The sequence below is a fragment of the Solirubrobacter phytolaccae genome (genome assembly GCF_027587195.1).
In the GTDB taxonomy this organism is placed as follows: Bacteria; Actinomycetota; Thermoleophilia; order Solirubrobacterales; family Solirubrobacteraceae; genus Solirubrobacter; species Solirubrobacter phytolaccae.
This window is the reverse complement of record NZ_JAPDDP010000076.1, coordinates 1-21,229: the sequence shown is the minus strand read 5'-3', so window position 1 is coordinate 21,229 and position 21,229 is coordinate 1. Positions and strand designations below refer to the sequence as shown.

General features: G+C 71.9%; 18 protein-coding genes. 14 read left to right on the top strand and 4 right to left on the bottom strand.

The features are described 5' to 3' along the window. Positions 1-34: 34 nt before the first annotated feature. The 10 genes from OJ997_RS29345 to gmk all read left to right on the top strand — a co-directional run bounded on the left by OJ997_RS29345 (position 35) and on the right by gmk (position 12,497). A complete protein-coding gene (locus OJ997_RS29345) occupies positions 35-2,116 on the top strand; it encodes a S8 family serine peptidase (RefSeq protein WP_270028911.1) in 2,082 nt (693 codons plus the stop codon). Then, the gene (locus OJ997_RS29340) at positions 2,113-3,390 is read left to right on the top strand and encodes an MBL fold metallo-hydrolase (protein WP_270028910.1); all 1,278 of its coding nucleotides are present in this window, start codon (positions 2,113-2,115) and stop codon (positions 3,388-3,390) included. The genes OJ997_RS29345 and OJ997_RS29340 overlap by 4 nt, the downstream gene beginning before the upstream one ends. A gap of 21 nt (positions 3,391-3,411) precedes the next feature. Then, entirely contained in the window at positions 3,412-4,356 is a 945-nt protein-coding gene (gene rnz, locus OJ997_RS29335; protein WP_270028909.1) for a ribonuclease Z, read from the top strand. Between the two features lie 60 nt (positions 4,357-4,416). After that, positions 4,417-4,965, top strand: coding sequence for a bifunctional pyr operon transcriptional regulator/uracil phosphoribosyltransferase PyrR (gene pyrR / locus OJ997_RS29330; protein WP_270028908.1), 549 nt, complete (start codon positions 4,417-4,419; stop codon positions 4,963-4,965). Continuing rightward, positions 4,962-5,897, top strand: coding sequence for an aspartate carbamoyltransferase catalytic subunit (locus tag OJ997_RS29325; RefSeq protein ID WP_372517946.1), 936 nt, complete (start codon positions 4,962-4,964; stop codon positions 5,895-5,897). Before pyrR ends, OJ997_RS29325 begins: the two co-directional genes overlap by 4 nt. Before the next feature lie 8 nt (positions 5,898-5,905). Continuing rightward, positions 5,906-7,213 (top strand): dihydroorotase, encoded by a 1,308-nt coding sequence (locus OJ997_RS29320; RefSeq protein WP_270028906.1) that lies wholly within the window; start codon positions 5,906-5,908, stop codon positions 7,211-7,213. Then, complete coding sequence (gene carA, locus OJ997_RS29315) at positions 7,210-8,310, top strand: glutamine-hydrolyzing carbamoyl-phosphate synthase small subunit (RefSeq protein ID WP_270028905.1); 1,101 nt, start codon at positions 7,210-7,212, stop codon at positions 8,308-8,310. Before OJ997_RS29320 ends, carA begins: the two co-directional genes overlap by 4 nt. Further along, complete coding sequence (gene carB, locus OJ997_RS29310; RefSeq protein WP_270028904.1) at positions 8,303-11,362, top strand: carbamoyl-phosphate synthase large subunit; 3,060 nt, start codon at positions 8,303-8,305, stop codon at positions 11,360-11,362. The genes carA and carB overlap by 8 nt, the downstream gene beginning before the upstream one ends. A gap of 238 nt (positions 11,363-11,600) precedes the next feature. Continuing rightward, the gene (gene mihF / locus OJ997_RS29305) at positions 11,601-11,945 is read left to right on the top strand and encodes an integration host factor, actinobacterial type (RefSeq protein WP_270028903.1); all 345 of its coding nucleotides are present in this window, start codon (positions 11,601-11,603) and stop codon (positions 11,943-11,945) included. Continuing rightward, positions 11,946-12,497: a guanylate kinase gene (gmk, locus tag OJ997_RS29300; protein WP_270028902.1), complete on the top strand. Its 552-nt coding sequence runs from the start codon at positions 11,946-11,948 to the stop codon at positions 12,495-12,497. Here the strand turns inward: gmk and OJ997_RS29295 are convergent. From OJ997_RS29295 to OJ997_RS29280, 4 genes are read right to left on the bottom strand one after another with little or no spacing between them, the layout of a single operon-like run. After that, entirely contained in the window at positions 12,494-13,669 is a 1,176-nt protein-coding gene (locus OJ997_RS29295; protein WP_270028901.1) for a Vgb family protein, read from the bottom strand. The genes gmk and OJ997_RS29295 overlap by 4 nt on opposite strands. Continuing rightward, positions 13,666-14,886: an NHL repeat-containing protein gene (locus tag OJ997_RS29290; RefSeq protein ID WP_270028900.1), complete on the bottom strand. Its 1,221-nt coding sequence runs from the start codon at positions 14,884-14,886 to the stop codon at positions 13,666-13,668. Before OJ997_RS29290 ends, OJ997_RS29295 begins: the two co-directional genes overlap by 4 nt. Next, positions 14,883-16,112, bottom strand: a complete 1,230-nt coding sequence (locus OJ997_RS29285; protein WP_270028899.1) for a virginiamycin B lyase family protein — start codon at positions 16,110-16,112, stop codon at positions 14,883-14,885. Before OJ997_RS29285 ends, OJ997_RS29290 begins: the two co-directional genes overlap by 4 nt. Next, positions 16,109-17,296, bottom strand: coding sequence for an NHL repeat-containing protein (locus tag OJ997_RS29280; protein WP_270028898.1), 1,188 nt, complete (start codon positions 17,294-17,296; stop codon positions 16,109-16,111). The genes OJ997_RS29285 and OJ997_RS29280 overlap by 4 nt, the downstream gene beginning before the upstream one ends. 30 nt (positions 17,297-17,326) lie before the next feature. Here OJ997_RS29280 and rpoZ point away from each other — a divergent pair, with 30 nt between their 5' ends. From rpoZ to OJ997_RS29260, 4 genes are read left to right on the top strand one after another with little or no spacing between them, the layout of a single operon-like run. Continuing rightward, positions 17,327-17,554, top strand: coding sequence for a DNA-directed RNA polymerase subunit omega (gene rpoZ, locus OJ997_RS29275; RefSeq protein WP_028065114.1), 228 nt, complete (start codon positions 17,327-17,329; stop codon positions 17,552-17,554). A 9-nt stretch (positions 17,555-17,563) separates the two neighbouring features. Further along, positions 17,564-18,817 (top strand): bifunctional phosphopantothenoylcysteine decarboxylase/phosphopantothenate--cysteine ligase CoaBC, encoded by a 1,254-nt coding sequence (coaBC, locus tag OJ997_RS29270; protein WP_270028897.1) that lies wholly within the window; start codon positions 17,564-17,566, stop codon positions 18,815-18,817. Continuing rightward, complete coding sequence (locus tag OJ997_RS29265) at positions 18,818-19,792, top strand: AAA family ATPase (protein WP_270028896.1); 975 nt, start codon at positions 18,818-18,820, stop codon at positions 19,790-19,792. After that, a complete protein-coding gene (locus OJ997_RS29260; RefSeq protein ID WP_270028895.1) occupies positions 19,792-20,892 on the top strand; it encodes a DUF58 domain-containing protein in 1,101 nt (366 codons plus the stop codon). The genes OJ997_RS29265 and OJ997_RS29260 overlap by 1 nt, the downstream gene beginning before the upstream one ends. Positions 20,893-21,229 lie beyond the last annotated feature (337 nt).

Here is a 21,229-nt window from a genome sequence, read left to right as displayed (position 1 = left end):
GTAGGGGAGAGGCTCCGCACTACGGAGTCCCACCGTGAGCGACCACACCCCGCCCAGCGAGCCGGACCCGGACCTCAGCGGCCCGGAGGCCGTGTGCATCGGCAAGCTCCAGCCGAAGCTGCGGATGCTGGCCAACGGGTCGACCGAGGTCAACTGCCTGCGCGCGGGGCACGCGGCGGCCGTCTGCGTCTCGCGTGAGGTCGCCGAGCGGTACCCGGCGCGGCGCTCGGACGACTCCACGCCCGCCTCCGACCCGCCGGTCGGCGAGATCGGCGACGCCGTGCCCGCCCCGCAGGCCAAGGTGAGCGTGTTCCTCGGGCTCACGTCGGACGCGGCGGGCCGCGTGCCCGAGGCGCTGAGCGAGATGACGACCTCCCAGCGCGCGGATCTGCTCACCGCGGAGGTCTCGGTCGCGGACGCGATGGCGCTGAACCGGAACCTGCGGGTGTCGTCGGTCGAGCTCGGCCAGCCGCTCGCGCTCCCGACCGCCGAGCCCGGCGCCCGCGGGGTCGACGCCCCTCGGTCACGCGTCGTCGGCGACCCGGCGCAGCACCGCAACGGCGCCGGCGTGCTGATCGGGCTGATCGACGTCGGCGGCTTCGACTTCGCCCACCCCGACTTCCTCGACAAGGACGGGCACACGCGGTTCGTGCGGATCTGGGACCAGGGCAGCGATACGCGCCCGCCGCCAGATCTGGAGGGCTCGCCCGTGCGGTACGGCGCGGAGCTGCGCCAGGAGCACCTGAACCGGGCGATCGACGGGCAGGCCGAGTTCAACCTGCCCGCGACCGAGCTCGAGCCGCAGTCCCAGATGGGCGAGGGCGCGCACGCGACGCACGTGGCGAGCATCGCGGCGGGCGGGACCGGCGTGTGCCCCGAGGCCTGGATCGCGGGCGTGCTGGTCGACATCCCGCGTGAGGAGTCCGCGCGCCGCGAGTCGTTCTACGACTCGACGCGGGTCGCGCACGCCGTCGACTACCTGATCGCGGTCGCCGAAGACCTCCGGCGCGAGCACAAGCTGCGCACGGTCCCGGTCTCGATCAACATCAGCCTCGGCACCAACGGCCACGCGCACGACGCCTCCGCGGCGATGAGCCGCTGGATCGACCTCGCGCTCTCACGGCCCGGGCGCAGCGTCTGCGTCGCCGCGGGCAACGCCGGGCAGGAACGCGCCGAGCACGCCGGGGACGTCGGCTGGCTGATGGGCCGCGTCCATACGAGCGGCCGCGTGCCCGCGACCGGGCTCGCCGTCGACATCGAGTGGAACGTGATCGGCAACGGCATCGCCGACCTCTCCGAGAACGAGCTCGAGCTCTGGTACGGCGCGCAGGACCGGCTCTCCGTGCAGGTCAAGCCGCCCGACCTGCCGTGGACGGACCCGGTGGCGGCCGGCCAGTACATCGAGAACCGCGAGCTGCCCGACGGCACGTTCCTGTCGGTCTACAACGAGGTCTACCACCCGGTCAACGGCGCCAACTACATCGCGATCTACCTCAGCCCGCGGCTCCAGGACGGCCCGATCACGGGCGTGCGCGCGGGCGAGTGGCTCGTGCGGCTGAACGGCACCGACATCCGCGACGGCACCTACCACGGCTGGATCGAGCGCGACGATCCGCGCCAGCTCGGCCGCATCGGCCCGCGCGACACGTGGGCGTTCCCGTCGTGCTTCTCGGAGCGCTCGATGGTCGACGCCTCGACGATCAGCTCGCTCGCGTGCGGGGACCGGATCGTCGCCGTCGCCAACCTCGACGAGGCCAAGCGGCGCGTCAGCGTGACCAGCAGCCAGGGTCCGACGCGCGACGGTCGCGAGAAGCCGGACATCGCCGCGCCCGGGACGCGGATCGTCGCCGCCAACGGGTTCTCGAACGCCGGCGACTGGATCGAGATGAGCGGGACGAGCATGGCGAGCCCGTACGTCGCCGGGGTGATCGGGTTGATGCTGGCGATCAACCCCGACCTGACTGCGGCGCAGATCAACGGCATCCTCAAACGCGCCGCCCAGCCGCTGCCGGGCACGGACTTCGCGTGGTGCAACGACGCCGGCTCCGGCGCGCTCGATCCCGCGCTGTGCCTGCAGGGCGCGACCGGGATGCTCGACCGCGAGGACGTGACATGAAGCTCACGGTCTTCCAGTCCGGCCCCGGGGACTGCGTGCTCGTGGAGAGCCAGGACGGCACGCTGATGCTGGTCGACGGCGGGCTGGCCAAGTCCTATCGCGAGCACGTCGCGCCGGCGTTGAGCACCCTGCGGGAGGCCGGCCGGGAGCTCGACGTCGTGTGCGTGTCGCACGTGGACGGCGACCACATCGGCGGCATCCTCGCGCTGCTGGACGCGGAGTTCGACTGGCGGGTCCACGCGTTCCAGTCCGCCGATCCCACGCGCCGCACGCGCCGGCCGAGCGAGCCGCGGCCGCCGAACGTCAAAGAGCTCTGGCACAACGGGTTCCGGGCGCAGCTCGACGCCGACCCGCGGCCGGTCGCCGAGCTGCTGTCCCAGACCGCCGGGGTCCTCGAGCTGAGCGAAGACGCGCAGCGGCTCGAGGACGCCGCCCACCAGCGCGACCTCGCCTACAGCGCGGGCGACGGCATCCGCCTCTCGGACAGAATCAGCGAGCACCAGCTCGACATCCCGCTCAACCGGAGGTTCGGCGGCGAAGGCGGGCTGCTGATGGTGCGCGAGGCCCGGCAGACGGCCGACGTCGGGACGCTCGAGGTGACCCTGCTCGCCCCGTTCGAGGTCGACGTCGTGAACTTCCAGGCCGACTGGCACGAGTGGATCGGCAAGCACGAGGCCGAGATGGGCCGGATCCGCGAGGACACGCGGAAGGACCTCGAGCGGCTCAACCTGGACGACGTCGGCACCTTCCGCGACGCGCTCGCGCAGAGCGCCGGCCGGCTCGGGGATCGCGGGGAGGTCACGGCCCCGAACCTGGCGTCGATCATGCTGCTCGTGCGCGAGCAGGACGACAAGACGCTGCTGCTGACGGGCGACGGGCACGGCGACGACCTCCTCAAAGGCCTCGAGCACGCCGGCGAGATCACGGCGGGAGGCGCACTGCACGTCAACGTCCTGAAGGTCCCGCACCACGGCGCCGAGTACAACGTCGACACCGACCAGCGGCTCTACGAGCGGATCACGGCCGACCACTACGTGATCTGCGCCAACGGCAGCCATCACAACCCGGACCTGCGGATTGTCGACCTGCTGATCAAGTCGCGGCTCGCCGCCGACCCGCGCCCCTTCAAGCTCTGGATCAACTCGAACCCCCAGGTCACGGGCAACAAGCACATGGAGGACGTGCGCCGGCGCGTGAACCAGCGGCTCGACGAGCATCCCGGCCGCTTCGAGGCGACCTTCCTGGAGGGTTCGAGCTTCGATCTCGACCCGTAGCTCACGCTAGCCTCGCGGGCCGTGGATCTCAGCGTCTTCTTCGCCGGCACCGCGGGATCGGTGCCCACGCCCAAGCGCGGCCTGCCCGCGATCCTGCTGCGCGCGGGCGGCGAGCGGATCCTGTTCGACTGCGGCGAGGGCACGCAGCACCAGCTGCTGCGCAGCGTCGGCCTGCCGGACCTGGACGCGATCTTCATCACGCACCTGCACCTGGACCACTGGCTCGGGCTGCCGGGGATGATCAAGACGTTCGACATGCGCGACCGTGAAGCGCCGCTGGAGATCTTCGGCCCGCCCGGCTTCCTGGCCACCTTCCAGCAGGTCGTGCGCCCGATCATCGGCCGCACCAAGTACCGGCTGGACGTCAGCGACCTCGACCCGCACGAGGAGATCGGCTACGACGGCTTCGTGATCCAGGGCTTCCCGGTCAAGCACCGCGTCGAGGCGTTCGGCTACGCGTTCGTCGAGGACGACCGCCCGGGCCGCTTCGACGCCCAGCGCGCGCAGGCGCTCGGCGTCACCCCGGGGCCCGACTTCGGCCGCCTCCAGCGCGGCGAGACCGTCGGCGACGTCACGCCCGAGCAGGTCATGGGGGAGGGCCGCCTCGGCCGCCGGATCGTCTACTCGGGCGACACGATGCCCTGCCAGACCACCGAGGTCTACGCCGCGGGCGCCGACGTCCTCATCCACGAGGCGACCTTCTGCGAGGACGAGAAGACCCGCGCCCGCGAGACCGGCCACTCCACGGCGCGCCAGGCCGCGCAGCTCGCGCTCGACGCGAAGGTCAAGCTGCTCGCGCTCACGCACCTCTCCACGCGCTATTTCCCGCGCGACATCCGCGACGAGGCCCGCGCCACCTTCGAGCCCACGGTCGTCCCGCGTGACTTCGACACGATCGAGATCCCGTTCCCGGAACGTGGGGAGCCGCACCTGGTCAAGCACGAGCTGCCCGCAGCGCCGTCCTGAGCCCCTGCTAGGTTCACCGAAGTCCCTTTAACCCGGTCCGGAGAGGCCAGGAAGGAACCCGTGTCAGAACCGAAAATCGTCCTCGACGAGGACGACATCCACCGCACGCTCGTACGCATCGCGCACGAGGTGGTCGAGAAGAACAGCGGTCGTCCGGTCGCCCTCGTGGGCATCCACCGGCGCGGCGCGCACCTCGCCACCCGCCTGCACCGGCTCGTCTGCGACCTCCTGGATCAGGAGGTGCCGCTCGGAGACATCGACATCGCCTTCTACCGCGACGACCTGAGCACGCGCGGGCCCGACCCGCACGTGAACGCGTCCAACCTGGACTTCGCGCTCGAGGACTACACGGTCGTGCTCGTCGACGACGTGCTCTACACGGGCCGCACCGTCCGCGCCGCGATCGAGGCGCTGTTCGACTACGGCCGCCCCGAGCGCGTGCAGCTGGCCGTGCTGGCCGACCGCGGGCACCGCGAGCTGCCCTTCCGCCCCGACTACGTGGGCAAGAACCTGCCGACGGCGCGCTCGGAGCGCGTCAACGTCCGCATCGTCGAGATCGACGGCGCCGACGAAGTGACCATCACCGAGCTCGAGGAGGCGTACGCCTGATGCGGCACCTGCTGTCGATCAACGACCTGGACCGCGCTGGCATCGAGCGGATCCTCGATCGCGCGAAGACGTTCACCGAGGTCTCCGAGCGCGAGATCAAGAAGGTCCCGGCGCTCCGCGGGCGCCGCGTGCTGAACCTGTTCTACGAGTCGAGCACGCGCACGCGCTCCTCGTTCGAGCTGGCCGCCAAGTCGCTGTCCGCGGACGTCATCAACTTCGCCGCGTCCGGCTCCGCCGTCGACAAGGGCGAGTCGCTCAAGGACACGGTCCAGACGCTGTCCGCGTACCGGCCGGACCTGATCGTCATCCGCACGCCGCACGTCGGCGCCGCCGAGCTCGTGGCCAACTGGACCACCGCGGGCGTCGTCAACGCCGGCGACGGCAAGCACGAGCACCCGACGCAGGCGCTGCTGGACGTCTACACGCTGCGCGAGCGCCTCGGCACGCTCGAGGGCAAGAACATCTGGATCGTCGGCGACATCACGCACAGCCGCGTCGCGCGCTCCTGCATCCTCGCGTTCCAGATGATGGGCGCGAAGGTCACCGTCGCCGGCCCGCCGACCCTCATCCCGCGCGGGATGGAGGCGATGTGCGAGGTCGAGTACTCGCTCGACCGGCTCCCCGAAGCCGACGTCGTCTACGCCCTGCGGATGCAGAACGAGCGCATGACCGACTCGTTCGTCCCGTCCCTGCGCGAGTACGCCACCCAGTACCAGATCGACGGCCGCCGCCTGAGCGCCCGCCAGGTCCTGATGCATCCCGGTCCGGTCAACCGCGGCGTCGAGCTCTCCGCCGAGGTGATCGACTCGCCGCAGGCCGTCATCGGCCAGCAGGTCGAGGCCGGCGTCGTCGTCCGCATGGCCGTGCTCTACGAGCTGCTCACCGGGCGCAACGCGCCGAAGCCGTCCCTCTCCACCGCCGTCCCCGCCTAGAAAGCTTCATGCTCGACCACCGACCCACTCCGCCCGCCGACGTCCTGATCAAGGGCGCCCACGTCCTTGATCCCCGCACGGGTCTCGACGAGCGCCTCGACGTCCGCATCGCCGGCGGCGAGATCGCCGAGATCGGCGCGAACCTGCAAGCCGGCGACGTCGAGGTTCTCGACGGCGCCGGCCGTCATCTCTTCCCGGGCTTCGTGGACCCGCACGTGCACCTGCGCGTGCCGGGCCAGGAGCACAAGGAGGACCTGGAGACCGGCACGCGCTCCGCGGCCGCCGGCGGCTTCGTCGCGATCGTCGCCCAGCCGAACACGACGCCGACCGTGGACTCCGCGCCGATCCTGCGCTCCCTGCGCGAGCAGGCCCGCCGCGACGCGCGCATCCCCGTCGGCTTCCTGGCGTCGATCACCCGCGGCCTCGCGGGCGAGACGATGACCGAGATGGCCGAGCTGCGCGAGTGCGGCGCGCTCGGCTTCACCGACGACGGCAAGCCGGTCGTCAACGCCGGCATCCTGCGCAAGGCGCTCCAGTACCAGAAGCTCGTGGGCGGGATCATCGCCCTGCACGAGGAGGACCCGAGCCTCTCCGGCAAGGGCGTGATGCACGAGGGCGTGGTCTCCGCCCGCCTCGGCCTCGCCGGCATCCCGAGCATCAGCGAGTCCACGCTGATCGCCCGTGACGCCGCGATCGCCCGCTACGAGGGCGGCCGCATCCACATCCAGCACCTGAGCGCGCGCGAGTCGGTCGAGGTGATCGCCGCCGCCAAGGCCCAGGGCGTGCAGATCACGTGCGAGGCGAGCCCGCACCACCTCACGCTCACCGACGAAGCCGTCGCCGAGAAGCTGGACACGCGGCTGAAGATGAACCCGCCGCTGCGCACCGAGGACGACCGCCAGGCGCTCATCCAGGGCCTCAAGGACGGCACGATCGACTGCATCGCCACCGACCACGCGCCGCACGCGCGCGAGGAGAAGGAGGTGCCGTTCGAGCAGGCCCCGATGGGCACGACGGGCCTGGAGACCGCGTTCGCGGCGGTCTACACCGCGGACATCCTGCCGCTCGCGCTGATCGTCGAGAAGCTCACCGCCGGCGCCGCGCTGGTCGGCCTGCCGACGCCGGAGATCGCCGTCGGCCGCGCCGCCGACCTGGTCCTGATCGACCTGGGTGCGGAGTGGGAGGTCGGCGCGACGGGCTACGAGTCCAAGAGCGAGAACTGCTGCTTCGGCGGCCGGCGCCTGCGGGGCAAGGTCGTCACGACGATCGCCGCCGGCGGGATCGTGTACCGCGAGCGGAACCTGGCGGCGGTATGAGCGCCTACGTCCTTCTCGAGGACGGCACGCGCTTCGACGGCGAGTCCGTCGGCGCGCCCGTCTCGACCACCGGCGAAGTCGTCTTCACGACCGGCATGTCGGGCTACCAGGAGTCGATGACCGACCCGAGCTTCGCGCGCCAGCTGATCACCTTCACGACCGCGCACGTCGGCAACTACGGCGTCAGCGAGCAGTTCATGGAGTCCGACCGCATCCACGCGGGTGGGGCGATCATGCGCGCGGCGGTCGACTACGACGACGCCCCCGCGGCCGAGCAGGGCTGGCTGAGCTGGCTCAAGGCCAACGGCGTCCCGGGCATCGCGGGCGTGGACACACGCGCGCTCGTGCGGCACATCCGCACCGCGGGCAGCATGCGCGGCGGGATCTTCACCGCCGACGTGCCCGTGAGCGAGGCGCGTGAGCGGATCGCGGCCGAGCCGAGCATGGTCGGCCGTGACCTCGCGCGTGAGGTCACGATCGCGAAGCCGACCATCTTCGAGGGCGAGGGTGACGGCCCGCGGATCGTCGCGCTCGACACCGGCATCAAGCGATCCATCATCCGCAACTTCACCTCCCGCGGCGCGACGCTCGAGATCTACCCGTGCACGACGTCGGCGGAGGACCTGCTCGCCGCCGACCCGGACGGGTTCTTCCTCGTCCCGGGCCCGGGCGACCCCGCCGCGCTGGACTACATCGTCGAGAACATCAAGACGCTGCTGTCCACGAAGCCGGTGTTCGGCATCTGCCTCGGCCACCAGCTGCTCTCACGCGCCGCCGGCCTGGAGACGTTCAAGCTCCCGTTCGGCCACCGCGGCGCCAACCACCCCGTCAAGGACCTGCGGACGGGCCGGATCGCGATCACCTCCCAGAACCACGGCTTCGCGGTCGCCGGCACGCCGGGGGAGATCATCGACACCGAGCTCGGCGCCGCCCAGCTCACCCACGTGAACCTCTACGACAACACCATCGAGGGGATCCGCCTGCTCGACGTTCCCGCCGGCTGCGTGCAGTACCACCCCGAGGCCGGCCCCGGCCCCAACGACTCCCTCGGGCTGTTCGACGAGTTCATCGCCCTCTTCGAGGCCTCGCATGCCTAAGCGCACGGACATCCAGAAGATCCTCGTGCTCGGCTCGGGTCCGATCGTGATCGGCCAGGCCGCCGAGTTCGACTACTCCGGCGCGCAGGCCTGCAAGGTCCTGCTCGAGGAGGGCTACGAGGTCGTCCTGGTCAACTCGAACCCGGCGACGATCATGACCGACCCGGAGTTCGCGACGGCGACGTACGTCGAGCCGCTGCTCCCGGGCCCGGTCACGCAGGTGATCGAGCGCGAGCGCCCGGACGCGCTGCTGCCGACGCTCGGCGGCCAGACCGCGCTCAACCTCGCCAAGACGCTCTACGAGGACGGCACGCTCGCCAAGTACGAGGTCGAGCTGATCGGCGCGAACTACGAGGCGATCAACCGCGCCGAGAACCGCGAGGAGTTCGACGCGACGATGCAGGCCGCCGGCCTGCGGACCGCGCGCAACATCATCGCCACGTCGGCCGAGGAGGCGCAGGCGGCGCTGGAGTTCGGCCTGCCGCTGATCATCCGCCCGGCGTTCACGCTCGGCGGGCGCGGCGGCGGCATCGCGCGCACGCAGGAGCAGTTCGACGAGATCGTCCACCGCGGCCTCGACGCGTCCCCGATCGGCCAGATCCTGATCGACGAGTCGATCCTGGGCTGGGGCGAGTTCGAGCTCGAGGTCATGCGCGACCACGCGGACAACGTGGTCATCGTCTGCTCGATCGAGAACATCGACCCGATGGGCGTCCATACGGGCGACTCCGTCACCGTCGCGCCGCAGCAGACGCTGTCCGACCGCGTCTACCAGAAGCTGCGCGACCAGGCGATCGCGGTCATCCGCGCCGTCGGCGTGGAGACGGGCGGCTCGAACGTGCAGTTCGCGGTCAACGCGGCGACCGAAGAGATCGTCGTGATCGAGATGAACCCGCGCGTGTCGCGGTCGAGCGCGCTGGCCTCGAAGGCGACCGGCTTCCCGATCGCGAAGATCGCCGCGCGCCTGGCCGTCGGCTACACGCTCGACGAGATCCCGAACGACATCACCAAGGCCACGCCGGCGTCCTTCGAGCCCACGCTCGACTACGTCGTCGTCAAGTGGCCGCGGTTCGCGTTCGAGAAGTTCCCGGGCGTGGACTCGACGCTCTCCACGCACATGAAGTCCGTGGGCGAGGTGATGGCCATCGGCCGCACGTTCGGCCAGGCCTTCGGCAAGGCGCTGCGCTCCCGCGAGCTCGACGCCCAGCCCGACGTCACCGGGGCCGACGAGGAGCTCCTGACGCGCCTGGAGAGCCCCGGCGCGGACCGCTACGACCTGCTGCTCGAGCTGCAGCGGCGCGGCGTCAGCGACGAGGAGCTGCGCGCCCGCACGGGCATCGACCTCTGGTACCTGCGCGAGCTGCGCCATCTCGACGACGCCTTCGAGGGCGTCCGCTCCTACCGCGCGGTGGACACCTGCGCCGCCGAGTTCGAGGCCGAGACGCCGTACTTCTACTCGGCCTGGGACCGTGAGGCGTCCAACGAGGTCCGGCGCGGCGACAAGCCGAGCGTGATGATCCTCGGCTCGGGCCCGAACCGGATCGGCCAGGGCATCGAGTTCGACTACTGCTGCGTGCACGCCGCGATGACCGTGCGCGAGTCCGGCCGCGACGCGGTGATGGTCAACTGCAACCCGGAGACCGTCTCCACCGACTACGACACGAGCGACCGGCTGTACTTCGAGCCGCTGACGCTCGAGGACGTGCTCGCGATCGTCGAGATCGAGCAGCCGGAGGGCGTGATCGTCTCCTTCGGCGGCCAGACCCCGCTGCGGCTCGCCGCGGGCCTGGAGGCGGCCGGTGTGAAGCTCCTGGGCACGCAGCCCGACGCGATCGACCTCGCCGAGGACCGCGGCCGCTTCGGCGCCCTGCTGGAGCGCCTGGAGCTCAAGGCGCCGCCGTTCGCGCTCGCGCAGTCGCCCGACGAGGCGCTGCAGGTCGCGCCCGGCGTCGGCTTCCCGCTGCTCGTCCGCCCGTCGTACGTGCTCGGCGGACGCGCGATGGAGCTCGTCTACGACACGGACATGCTCGCGGACTACTTCGCGCGGACGCGGCCGCAGGGGGAGATCTTCCTCGACCGCTTCCTCGAGAACGCGATCGAGGTCGACGTGGACGCGATCTGCGACGGCGAGGACGTCTGGATCGGCGGCATCATGCAGCACGTCGAGGAGGCCGGCATCCACTCCGGCGACTCGGCCTGCGCGCTGCCGCCGCACTCGCTCGGCGCCGAGATGCTGGACGAGATCCGCACGGCCACGAAGGACCTCGCGCTGGCGTTGAGCGTTGTCGGCCTGATCAACATCCAGTACGCCGTCTACGGCGACGACCTGTACCTGATCGAGGCCAACCCGCGCGCGTCGCGCACCGTGCCGTTCGTGTCCAAGGCCACGGGCCAGCCGCTCGCCAAGATCGCCTGCCGGGTGATGCTGGGGGAGAAGCTGGCCACCATGGGCCTCCCTGAGGACCCGTGCGGCCCGCACGTGTCCGTCAAGGAGGCGGTGTTGCCGTTCGACCGCTTCGCCGGCGCGGACGCGCTCCTGGGGCCCGAGATGCGCTCCACCGGTGAGGTCATGGGCGTCGCGACGGACTTCCCGGCGGCGTTCGCCAAGGCCCAGGCCGCGGCGGGCACGCAGCTGCCCTCGCGGGGCACGGTCTTCCTCACGGTCACCGACTCCGACAAGGCCGCCGCGATGGGCATCGCCGCCCAGCTGCACGATCTCGGCTTCCGGATCGTGGCCACGCGCGGAACGGCGTCCGCGATCAAGCGGATGGGCATTCCGGTGGAGACGCTCAACAAGATCCAGGACGGCTCTCCACACGTTCGTGATTGGATCGATCGCGGCGACGTCGACTTGGTCATCAACACCCCGACCGGTACCGCCGCACGCAGCGATGGGTACGAGATCCGACGCGCCGCGGTGGCCCGTGGCGTGCCGTGCATCACCACCATCGCGGGTGGCATGGCGGCCGCCCGGGCGATCGGCGCGGCCCGTTTCGGAGAGCCGCCGGTGATCTCGTTGCAAGAGCTCCACCGCAACGGGGTACACGCCTGAATCGATGGGCTAGAGTGCGCCCGTACTCCCTGCGTGCGGGCGCAGCTCCAGCACTAGACCGATTGTCCAGCCCCGCTGGACGGCTGGTCTATGCCTCGACATTCGTCCAGGCAAAAGTCCTGCAATTGCAGGACTTGCTATGACGCGTCCCTCGAAGGATTGAACCTCAAGTTCAGGTGAAGCGATGTTTCTGTCAGGACCCTTGTCGGCGGCTCCCAGCGCTGTAGACTCGCCGCCCATGCCGCCAGCGACGAAGACGCCCGCCAAGCCCACCACGGCTGCTCCTGAGCGTTCCCTCGTCCAGCGCATGGAGGCACTCCAGCGCGCGAACGAGATTCGAACTAAGCGCGCGTCGCTGAAGCGAGACCTCAAAGCTGGGCGGGCCAGCATCCACATGCTCCTGATGGAGCCTCCCGAGTACATCGAGACCGCCAAGGTCTTCGACATGCTGCTCGCGGTGCCGAAGTACGGTCGCGTGAAGGTGAACAAGGTCTTGCAGGTCTGCCGTATCTCACCCTCGAAGACCATCGGTGGTCTCTCGGAGCGCCAGCGCGCCGAGCTGATCTCGATGCTTCGCCGGTAGTTGCCCGGCAAGATCTTTGTCATCACCGGCCCCTCGGGCGTCGGTAAGGGCACGCTGATCCGGACGCTGCTCGAGCGCATGCCTGAGCTCGAGCTCGCCGTCTCCGCCACCACGCGCTCGCCGCGGCCGGGGGAGGAGCACGGCGTGCACTACCACTTCCTCGACGACCTGGAGTTCGATCGCCGGGTCGTCGACGGTGACTTCGTCGAGCACGCCGAGTACTCCGGCCGCCGCTACGGCACGCTGCGCTCCGAGCTGGAGAAGCGCGTCGCCGCGGAGCACTCGGTGGTGCTGGAGATCGAGGTCCAGGGCGCGCGCCAGATCGCGCAGACCCTGCCCGACGCCGTCCGCATCTTCATCGCGCCGCCCAACGAGGAGACGCTCCGCCTGCGCCTCATCGGCCGCGGGACGGACGACGCCGACCAGATCGAGCGCCGGCTGGGTGTCGCCAAGGCCGAGCTGGCCGCGCAGGACGAGTTCGCGCACGTGGTCGAGAACGACCGCCTCGACGAGGCGGTCGGCGCGCTCGAGCAGATCGTCCGCGGCGCTTAGAGCTTCACGCGCAGCTTGATGTCCCGGATCGCGGCGTTGCCGTCGCGGTCCCGGGCTTGCAGCATCAGCCACACGGCGTCGCCGCGCTCGAGCTTCCAGCGCTTCGGGAAGCGCAGCTGGACGCTGCCGCGCCGGCGCAGGGTGAACGTGCGGTCGATCGTCACCTTGCCGCCCGCCGGGTAGGCGTGGACGTCGAGCCTGCCCGGCTCGTTGACCGTGATCCGCACACCGCGGCGCAGGCTGACGCTCGACTTGACCTTGATCGTGGGGCGCTTGTCGTCGCAGCGGTTGGTCGGCGCGTCCGCGTGGGCGACGCGGGTGAGGCTCGAAAGCCACAGCCGTCCGTCGGGGGCGAACGCCAGCTCACGCGCGGGGATCGGCGCCGCGCGGCGCTCGATCGCGCCGGCCGCGTTGACGGTCAGCAGCGTGCAGTGCTGCGTGGCGAACCACGGCCGTCCGTCAGGCGCCACCGCGACCGCCCACGGTGTCAGACGGCCCAGGCTCGGGGCCGCGGGCAGCAGCGTGACCTCGCCGGCCGCGGTCACGTGCCCGCCGACCGGGTCGAGCGCGCTGAACCACACGCCCCCCGTGGCGTCGGGAGCGATGGCCGTGACGGCCAGCTCCTGAGGGAGCTGGATGGTCGCGACCGCCCCGGTCGCATCGACCCGCACGAGCCGGTTGCAGCTCGAGTCGTCGGCCCAGACCGCGCCGTCGGCGGCCCGCGCGAGCTGCGGGACCGCGAACGCGTCGTCGCAGCCGGGCAGCGCGAGCGGCGTCTCGTGATAGCCGCCGTCGGGCGTGAAGCGCAGCAGCTTCGGCGTCTCGCCGCTGGCGATCGACCACAGCCCACCGTCCGGGCCGGCGACGAGGTCGAACCCCGACTCGGGCCGGGCGACGCCGGCCTCGCGCGGCGCCGTCACGCGGCCGTTGGCGTCGACGCGCTGCAGCCCACCGTCACCGTCGCTGAACCACGCCTGGCCGTCGGCGCCGATCGTCGACGCCACGGCGGGGTCGGGCAGCTCGGTCGCGCGCACGCGGCCGTCGGGCGCCACCCGGACGGTGCGCGAGTACTCGTCGCGCACCCACGCGGCGCCGTCCGGGGCGACGTTGAGATCGATCAGCTGGGAGCCGAGCGGCGCGGTGAACGCCGCGGCGAGCGCGAGCGCCTTCATCGGGTCAGCCGGACCTGCTGCTCGTAGTCGACAGAGTTGCCTTCGCGGTCGCGGAGCTCGAGCTGCAGGCCCACCACGGGATGTTTACGTCGCATCAGCTGGCGCAGTTTGGCAGGACTGACCTTCAGGCGCACGGTCCCCGCCTTCCCGGCGTGGTAGGCGCGTGCGAACGGTCCTTCGTCGCCGTCGATGAGCCACGCCTGGACCGCGAACGGCTCGCGGACGGTGATCGTGAAGCCGCGGTGCCGGCGCAGCGCGGCGAGGCTGACGCGGGCCTGCGGCTTCGGCGCGATCGTGACCTTCGGGGGCGTCGAGTCGCAGCCCGGGGCCGAGGCGCCGAGCGTGGTGCGCTGCAGCCGGGCGCCGCTGCCCAGCCAGATCCCGCCATCGGGCGCGAACTCGAGCTGCCGGGCCGGGATCGCAGTCGGCATCAGCGTGACGGTGCGGTCGGCGTTGGCGCGCGCGAGCCGGCAGCGGCCGGTCGTGAACCACGCGCTGCCGTCCGGGGCGACGGCGACGTCATACGCGCGTTCGAGGCCGCGGAGCCTGGTCAGCTGCCCGGTGACGTCGAAGTGGCCGCCGCCGGGGGCGTAGGGCGAGCTGAACCACATGCCACCGGCGCCGTCGGGCACGAGCTGCTCGATGTACACGGCCGACTGGTGGATCACCGCGGGAGCGCCGCCCACCGGCCAGCGGACGACGCCACACCCGCTCGCGAAGAACCACATCGCACCGTCGCTCGCCCGCGCCAGGGTCTTCACGCGGAAGAACCTGCAACCCGGCACGGCGACGTCGTCCGAGGTGATCGTGCCGTCGGGCGTGATGCGCTGGATCTGGTCCTCCTGCGTCTGCATCCAGCCCGTGCCGTCCGGGCCGACGGCGAGCGCGCCGGCGAACGCGTTCTCGGCGACCGTGCCGAGCGTCCCCGCCGCGTCGACCCGTTCGATCGAGCCGCCACTCAGCAGCCAGGGCAACCCGTCGGGACCGAGCACGAGGTCGTTGAGCGGCGGGAGCGCGGGTGTGATGCGGACGGCTCCGTCCGGCGTCACGCGGCGGATCTCCACGCTGTCCCGGGTCCACACGCTGCCCCACACGCCACCGTCCGGGGTCGCGACGAGCGTGTCGAGGCTGTGGCCGAGCGGGAGCCGGAAGACGTCCTGCGCCTGCGCCGGCGCGGCGAGCGCCAGGACGGCGACCATGGTCGCGAGCGCCCTCATCGCCGGGCCCGCAGCTCGTAGGTGACGGTCGCGAAGTTGCCTTCGCGGTCACGGAAACCGGCGTCCAGCACGATCCGCTGTCCGGAGCGCTGGCCGACCCGGCGGATTGCCCGCGCGCTCATCGGCAGGCGCAGCGTCCCGCCGCGCCGCCCGGAGACGGCCTTGTTGACCCTGCCGATGCTGTCGTCCGCGTCGCTGTCGATCAACACGCCCTCGATCGCGAAGGCCTCGCGCACGGTGAGCTTGAAGCCGCGCTGACGACGGAGCGTCGCGAGGCTGACGGGCTTGCTCGGGTCGGGGGTGATCCGGACGACCGGCGGCTTGTCATCGCACCCGCCGGCGGGCGCGCCGAGCGTGGTGTGCTGGACGCGCGCGGCGCTGGCGAGCCACAGCCCGCCCGCCGGGTCGAAGGCGACGTGCCAGCTCGGCACGGCCGTGGGCACGCGCGTCATCGCTCCGGCCGGGCTCACGCGCTCGAGGAAGCACTTGCCGGTGGCGAAGTACGCGCTGCCGTCCGCCGCGACCGCGACGTCGTACGCGCGGAGCCGCTCGAGCGGCGTCACGCGACCGGCCGCGTCGATGTGCCCGCCAGGCCCGTCGTAGCTGAAGAACCAGACGCCGCCCTGGAGGTCGGCGACGAGCTTGGTCGCGTCCAGCCGCGGATTCGCCACGACCACCGGCGCGGCGCCCGACGCGACCCGCACGAACCCGCACTGGGGGTCGGCGAGCCACATCGCGCCGTCCGCGGCCCGCGTGATCGCACTGGCTCGGAACTTCGCGCAGCCCGGAACCGCCAGCGGCGTCGAGGTGACCGTCCCGTCGACGGCGACGCGCCGGACCGTCTCGCCGCTCACCCAGACGGTCCCGTCGGCGCCGGTCGCGAACGCGGAGGCGAAGACCCTGTCCATCGGGATGTTGCTCGCGCTCCCCGCGGCGTCCACGCGGGTGATCCCGGTCCCGCCGAGGAACCAGGCCTGCCCGTCCGGGCCGAACACGCCGCCGTTGCCCAGGCTGAGGTAGTCGAGCGGCGTGGAGCGCAGCCGGCCGTCCGGCGCGATCCGCACGACGCGCGAGGTCGGATAGGCGCTGACGGCGACCCACGCGCCGCCGTCCGGCCCGGGAACCACGGCGTTGACGCTGCTCTTGATGCCGACGCGCAGGCTGTCGGCGGCGTGGGCGGGCGCGGCAAGCGCTAAGGCGAAGATGATCGTGCAGAGGGCTCTCACCGGGTGACACGTACCCGGAATTCCGAGCTGCGCTCATTGCCTTCGTCGTCGGTGACCGCGACGACGACGAAGATCCGCGTGCCGGCCTTGACCTGGCGACGTTCGTAGAGCTGGACCCGTGCGCGGAACGTGCCGCCCCGCGCCAGCGTGCGGATGGTCGGCGTGGGGCTGAAGCCCTGGCGCTTGACGTTCGCGCTCGTGTAGGCGGTGACCTGCGCCCGGCCGGCCACGGTGACCGGGATCCCGCGGCGCAGCGCGCCCAACGAGATCCGCTTGGGCACGCGCACGCGTGGAGCGGACCCGTCGCAGGTTCCCTCCAGCCCACGGGTCACGCGCGCGCGGTTCGCCAGCCACACGGTCCCGGTGCCGTCGAAGGCGACCTCCCGCGCGGGGATCGGGCTCGCGACGACGCCGACGCGGCCGTCGACGGTCACCCGCGCGAGCGTGCAGCGGCCGAACGTGAGCCACGCGCTGCCGTCGGGCGCGGCGGCGATGTCGTCCGGCGAGCCGAGGGCACGCGGCAGCTCGACGTCGACGAGCTGCCCGTCCGCGGTGATGTGGCTGACGATCCCGGGCACGGGGCCGAACAGGCGCACCCACACGCCGCCGGTCGGATCGGGCGCGACGTCCTCGCCCGAAGCCGCCAGCTCGTAGGCCACGGCGTTGCGCGTCACGCGCCGGCAGCCACCCGTGGCCCAGATCGCGCCGTCCGCGGCGCGGGTCATCGCGAAGGGCTGGAACGCGGGGGCGTCGCAGATCGCGTCGTGGCCGCTCGGCACCTCCGTCACGCGACCGTCGGGCGCCATCGTCGCGAACCGCTGCTCGTCACCGGTCGTCGCCCACACGGTGCCGTCGGCGCCGCTCGTCAGCGGGGCCACGAAGCCGGGCTCCGTCAGGAGCTGCACGTGCGCGGCGCCGGCGGGGTCGACCCGCAGCGCGCGCAACCGGTCGCTCACCCCGTACCAGGCGCCGCCGTCGGCGCCCAGCGCGCCACCGTGCAGGAAGTCGTACCCGCGGGCGAGCACGATCCGCCCGTCCGGGAGCACGCGCGCGACGTCGGTCTTGCCCGTCGCGCGATCGACCTGCACGTAGGCGCCGCCATCCGGCCCGGCGAGCAGGCCGTGGGCGTCCTCGCGGAGCCCCACACGCAGCACATCCGCGGCGTGCGCGGAAGTGCTGCACATCAGGAGAATCAGCCCAGCTAGAATGGGGGTGTGATTTCTCCGCGCGTAGACCGCCTTCTCGAGCATGTCGACTCCCCGTACGCGAGCGTGATCGTCGCCGCCAAGCGCGCGCGGCAGATCAACTCGTACTACCACAACCTGGGTGAGGGCACGTTCGAGGAGTTCCCGCCCCCGATGGTGGACACCGCGTCGAAGAACTACCTGACGATCGCGCTCGAGGAAGTCGCGACCGGCAAGGTCGCGTACCGCTACCGCTAGTCGATTCGCATGCCGCGCATCCTCCTTGGTGTGTGCGGCGGGATCGCGGCCTACAAGTCACTCGAGTTCACGCGGCTGGCCCTGAAGGCCGGCCACAGCGTGCGCGTGGTGCAGACCGAAGCCGCCACGCGCTTCGTCGGCCCGGCCTCGTTCGCCGGCATCACGGGCGCGCCCGTGCTCGTCACCGAATGGGAGCCGGACCCGTTGCGGGGCGTCTTCCCGGGTGACCCGCTGCCCGAGCACGCGCCGCTCTCGCACCTCGCGCTCGTCGAGCACGCGGACGCGTACCTGATCGCGCCCGCCACCGCCGAGACGCTCGCCAAGCTGGCGAACGGGCTCGCGGACAATCTGCTGACCGCGGCCGCGTTGGCCTGCCGGCGCCCGCTGATCGTCGCGCCGGCGATGAACAACGCGATGTACGAGCATCCCGCGACGCAGGCGAACCTCGCGACGCTGCGCTCGCGCGGGGTGACCGTGCTCGAGCCCGGGGTCGGACCTCTGGGCTCGCCCGGGGAGTTCGGCGTGGGGCGGCTGCCGGAGCCGGTCGAGCTGCTCGCGGCGGTCGAGGGCGTGCTGTCGGGCGGCGGCGCGCTGGACGGGCTGCGCGTGCTGATCACCGCCGGCGGCACACGCGAGCCGATCGACGCGGTGCGCTTCATCGGCAACCGCTCCTCCGGGCGGATGGGGTTCGCGCTCGCCGAGGAGGCCAAGCGGCGCGGCGCCAAGGTCACCGTCGTGGCCGCCAACGTGTCGCTCCCGCGCGCCGCGGGCGTCGAGTATGTGGACGTGGTGACCGCCGCCGAGCTCGCCGAGGCCTGTTCCGAGCGCTTCGACGCGTGCGACCTGCTGATCATGGCCGCCGCCGTCGCCGACTACCGGCCGGAGGAGGCCCACGGCGGCAAGCTCAAGAAGGATCAGACGGGCGAGGAACTGAACCTGCGGCTCGTCCGTACTACGGACGTGCTCTCCACGCTCGCCGATCGCCGCCGGCCCGGCCAGACGCTCGTCGGGTTCGCCGCCGAGCACGGCGCCGGCGCGCTCGAATACGGCCGCGGCAAGCTCGAGCGCAAGAAATTGGATGCCGTCGTCGTGAATGACGTGAGCGGTGCCGGCATCGGTTTCGACGCCACCGACAACGAGGTGTGGATCGTCACGGCCGACGGTGAGCACCACGTCCCCAAGACGTCCAAAGGTGCGGTCGCGGCCGCCATCTTGGATTCCGTCTTGAGCCGCTCTTCATCAAACGACACAAAGGTCCGCTGAATGGAACCCCTCGAGGAAGCCGTCCCCGAGCGCTTGGCGCAGGCAGAGATCGACACCGCGGTATCGATCGCGCGCCGCATCACGGACAACATCCGCAAGGCGGTCCAGGTCCGTGACGAGGTCCTCGAGCACCTCACGGTGACGATGCTCAGCGAGGGGCACATCCTGGTCGAGGACTACCCGGGCGTCGGCAAGACCGCGCTGGCGCGGGCGCTCTCGCGCTCGATCGACTGCCAGTTCGCGCGCGTGCAGTGCACGGCCGACCTGCTGCCGGCGGACATCATCGGCACCCAGATCTACAACCAACGCGAGTCGCGCTTCGAGTTCCGGCCCGGCCCGATCTTCGCCAACGTCGTGCTCGTGGACGAGGTCAACCGCGCATCGCCGAAGACGCAGTCCGGCCTGCTCGAGTGCATGCAGGAGCGCCAGGTCACGGTCGAGGCGACCTCGCACGAGCTGGCGCGCCCGTTCCTCGTCTTCGCCACGCAGAACCCGGTCGAGTACGAGGGCACGTACCCGCTGCCCGAGGCGCAGGTGGATCGCTTCATGGTCCGGCTGTCCCTGGGCTATCCGACTGCGGCCGAAGAGGCCGGGATGCTGATGGGGCACGAGTCGCACGACAAGGTGATGGACCTGGAGCCGGTCGCCGACCGGGCCGAGATCGTCGAGGCCGTCGAGACCGCGCACCGCGTCCACGCGTCCCGTGCGCTGCGCGAGTACATCGTCACCCTGCTGCGCCGCACCCGCGACGACGAGCGCACCGAGCTCGGCGCGTCCCCGCGTGCCGGCCTGATGCTGCTGCGCGCCGCGAAGGCGCGCGCGCTGGTGCACGGGCGCGACCACGCGCTCCCGGACGACGTCCAGGCGCTGGCCGACGCGGTGCTCTCGCACCGGATCATGCTCGCCCCGGAGGCCGCCGGCGTGCAGCGCTCGGAGATCATCCGGGACGCGATCGCCGCCGTCCCCGCACTCTGATGCGGTCGGCGCTCGGTTGCGCGGCGCTCGGGGCGATCCTGCTGATCGTCGCGGGCACCTTCGACGCCGAGCCTCTCTACGTGACGGGCGCCGCGCTGCTGCTGTTGGGGGCGGGCGCGTTGCTCTGGATCGGCGTCGGCTCGATGGGCGCGAAGCTCACGCGCGAGATCGGCGTGCGGTCCGTGATCGAGGATCAGCCGCTGCAGGTCAAGCTGATGGCCAAAGCGGGCCGCTTCCCGCTGCCGCCGGGTTGGATCGACGAGCCGCTGCTGCCCGAGCCGCTGCGGCTGCCCGCCGCGCGTCGCCAGGCGCGCGTGCGCATCGAGGTGACGTTCGGCCGCCGTGGCCGGCGCAAGCTGCCTCCTCCCGCTCTGGTGCTGCGCGACCCGTTCGGGCTCGCCCAGCGCGTGATCACCGGCCCCGCCACCGACGAGGTGCTCGTGCTGCCGCGGATCTTCCCGGTCAGCATCACCGCGGGCGGGGGAGACGCGACCCCGGCGCACGCCCGCGCCTCCCTGCTCGCGGCCGCCGAGACCGAGATCGACGGCCTCCGCCCATGGCGCGAAGGCTCACCCGCCTCCCGCATCCACTGGCAGTCGTTCGCCCGCGGCGCCGGCCTGATGGAGCGCAAGCTCATCTCCGAGGCCGACTCGCGCCCGATCGTGATCCTCGACCCACGCGCGCCCGCCGCGCCCGAGGACCTGGACGCCGCCGTCCGCGCCGCCGCCTCGCTGGCCGTCTACTTCGCGAAGAAGACCGGCTGCTCGCTGCTGCTACCCGGCGACCGCCGCGCCGCCGTGATCGAGCCCGACATGGCCACCTGGCCGCCCCTGCACGTGCGACTGGCGCTGCTGGGCGAGGACATCGGGCCGTCTTTGGCAACGGCGCAGAACCGCCGCGGGCTCGTGATCTACGTTGCCGCGCGTGTGGTCGACCGCGCGCCGCGCGGGCTGGGCCGCACGCCGGGTGGGTGCCTGATGATCGTGCCCGGCCAGATGGGCGCGCGGCGGCCGATCCTCGAAGTCGCCGGGTGTTACGGGTACCCGGCAGGGCGCCACTCCGGGGGCGCCGCGGTCGCGGCCTTAGAGGGAGCAGCGTGACCTCGGCCGCGCGGCAGCCTTGCGACGGCTCCGCGCGCCGACGGTCACGGCTCGTCCCGCGGGCGGTGCTCGTCCATGCGACAGGCTCCGCGCGCCGACGGTTACGGCTAGCTCCGCGGCCCGCGGTTGTCAACGCGACCGCTTCGCGGCGGCCTTCGGCCGGTCCTTCGGACTCGGGGTTGACAACCGCGTTCCGCTCCGCTGATGGGCTGGTCAAGGTGGCTCCGCCACTCGTGCCCGGGCGCGGGCCTTTGCGCTCGCTCGCCGCGCCGCGCCTGACGGGCCGCGCACGTGTTGCGCCGCGCCGCCCGCGCGCCCTCACTGCGCCGCGCCGCCC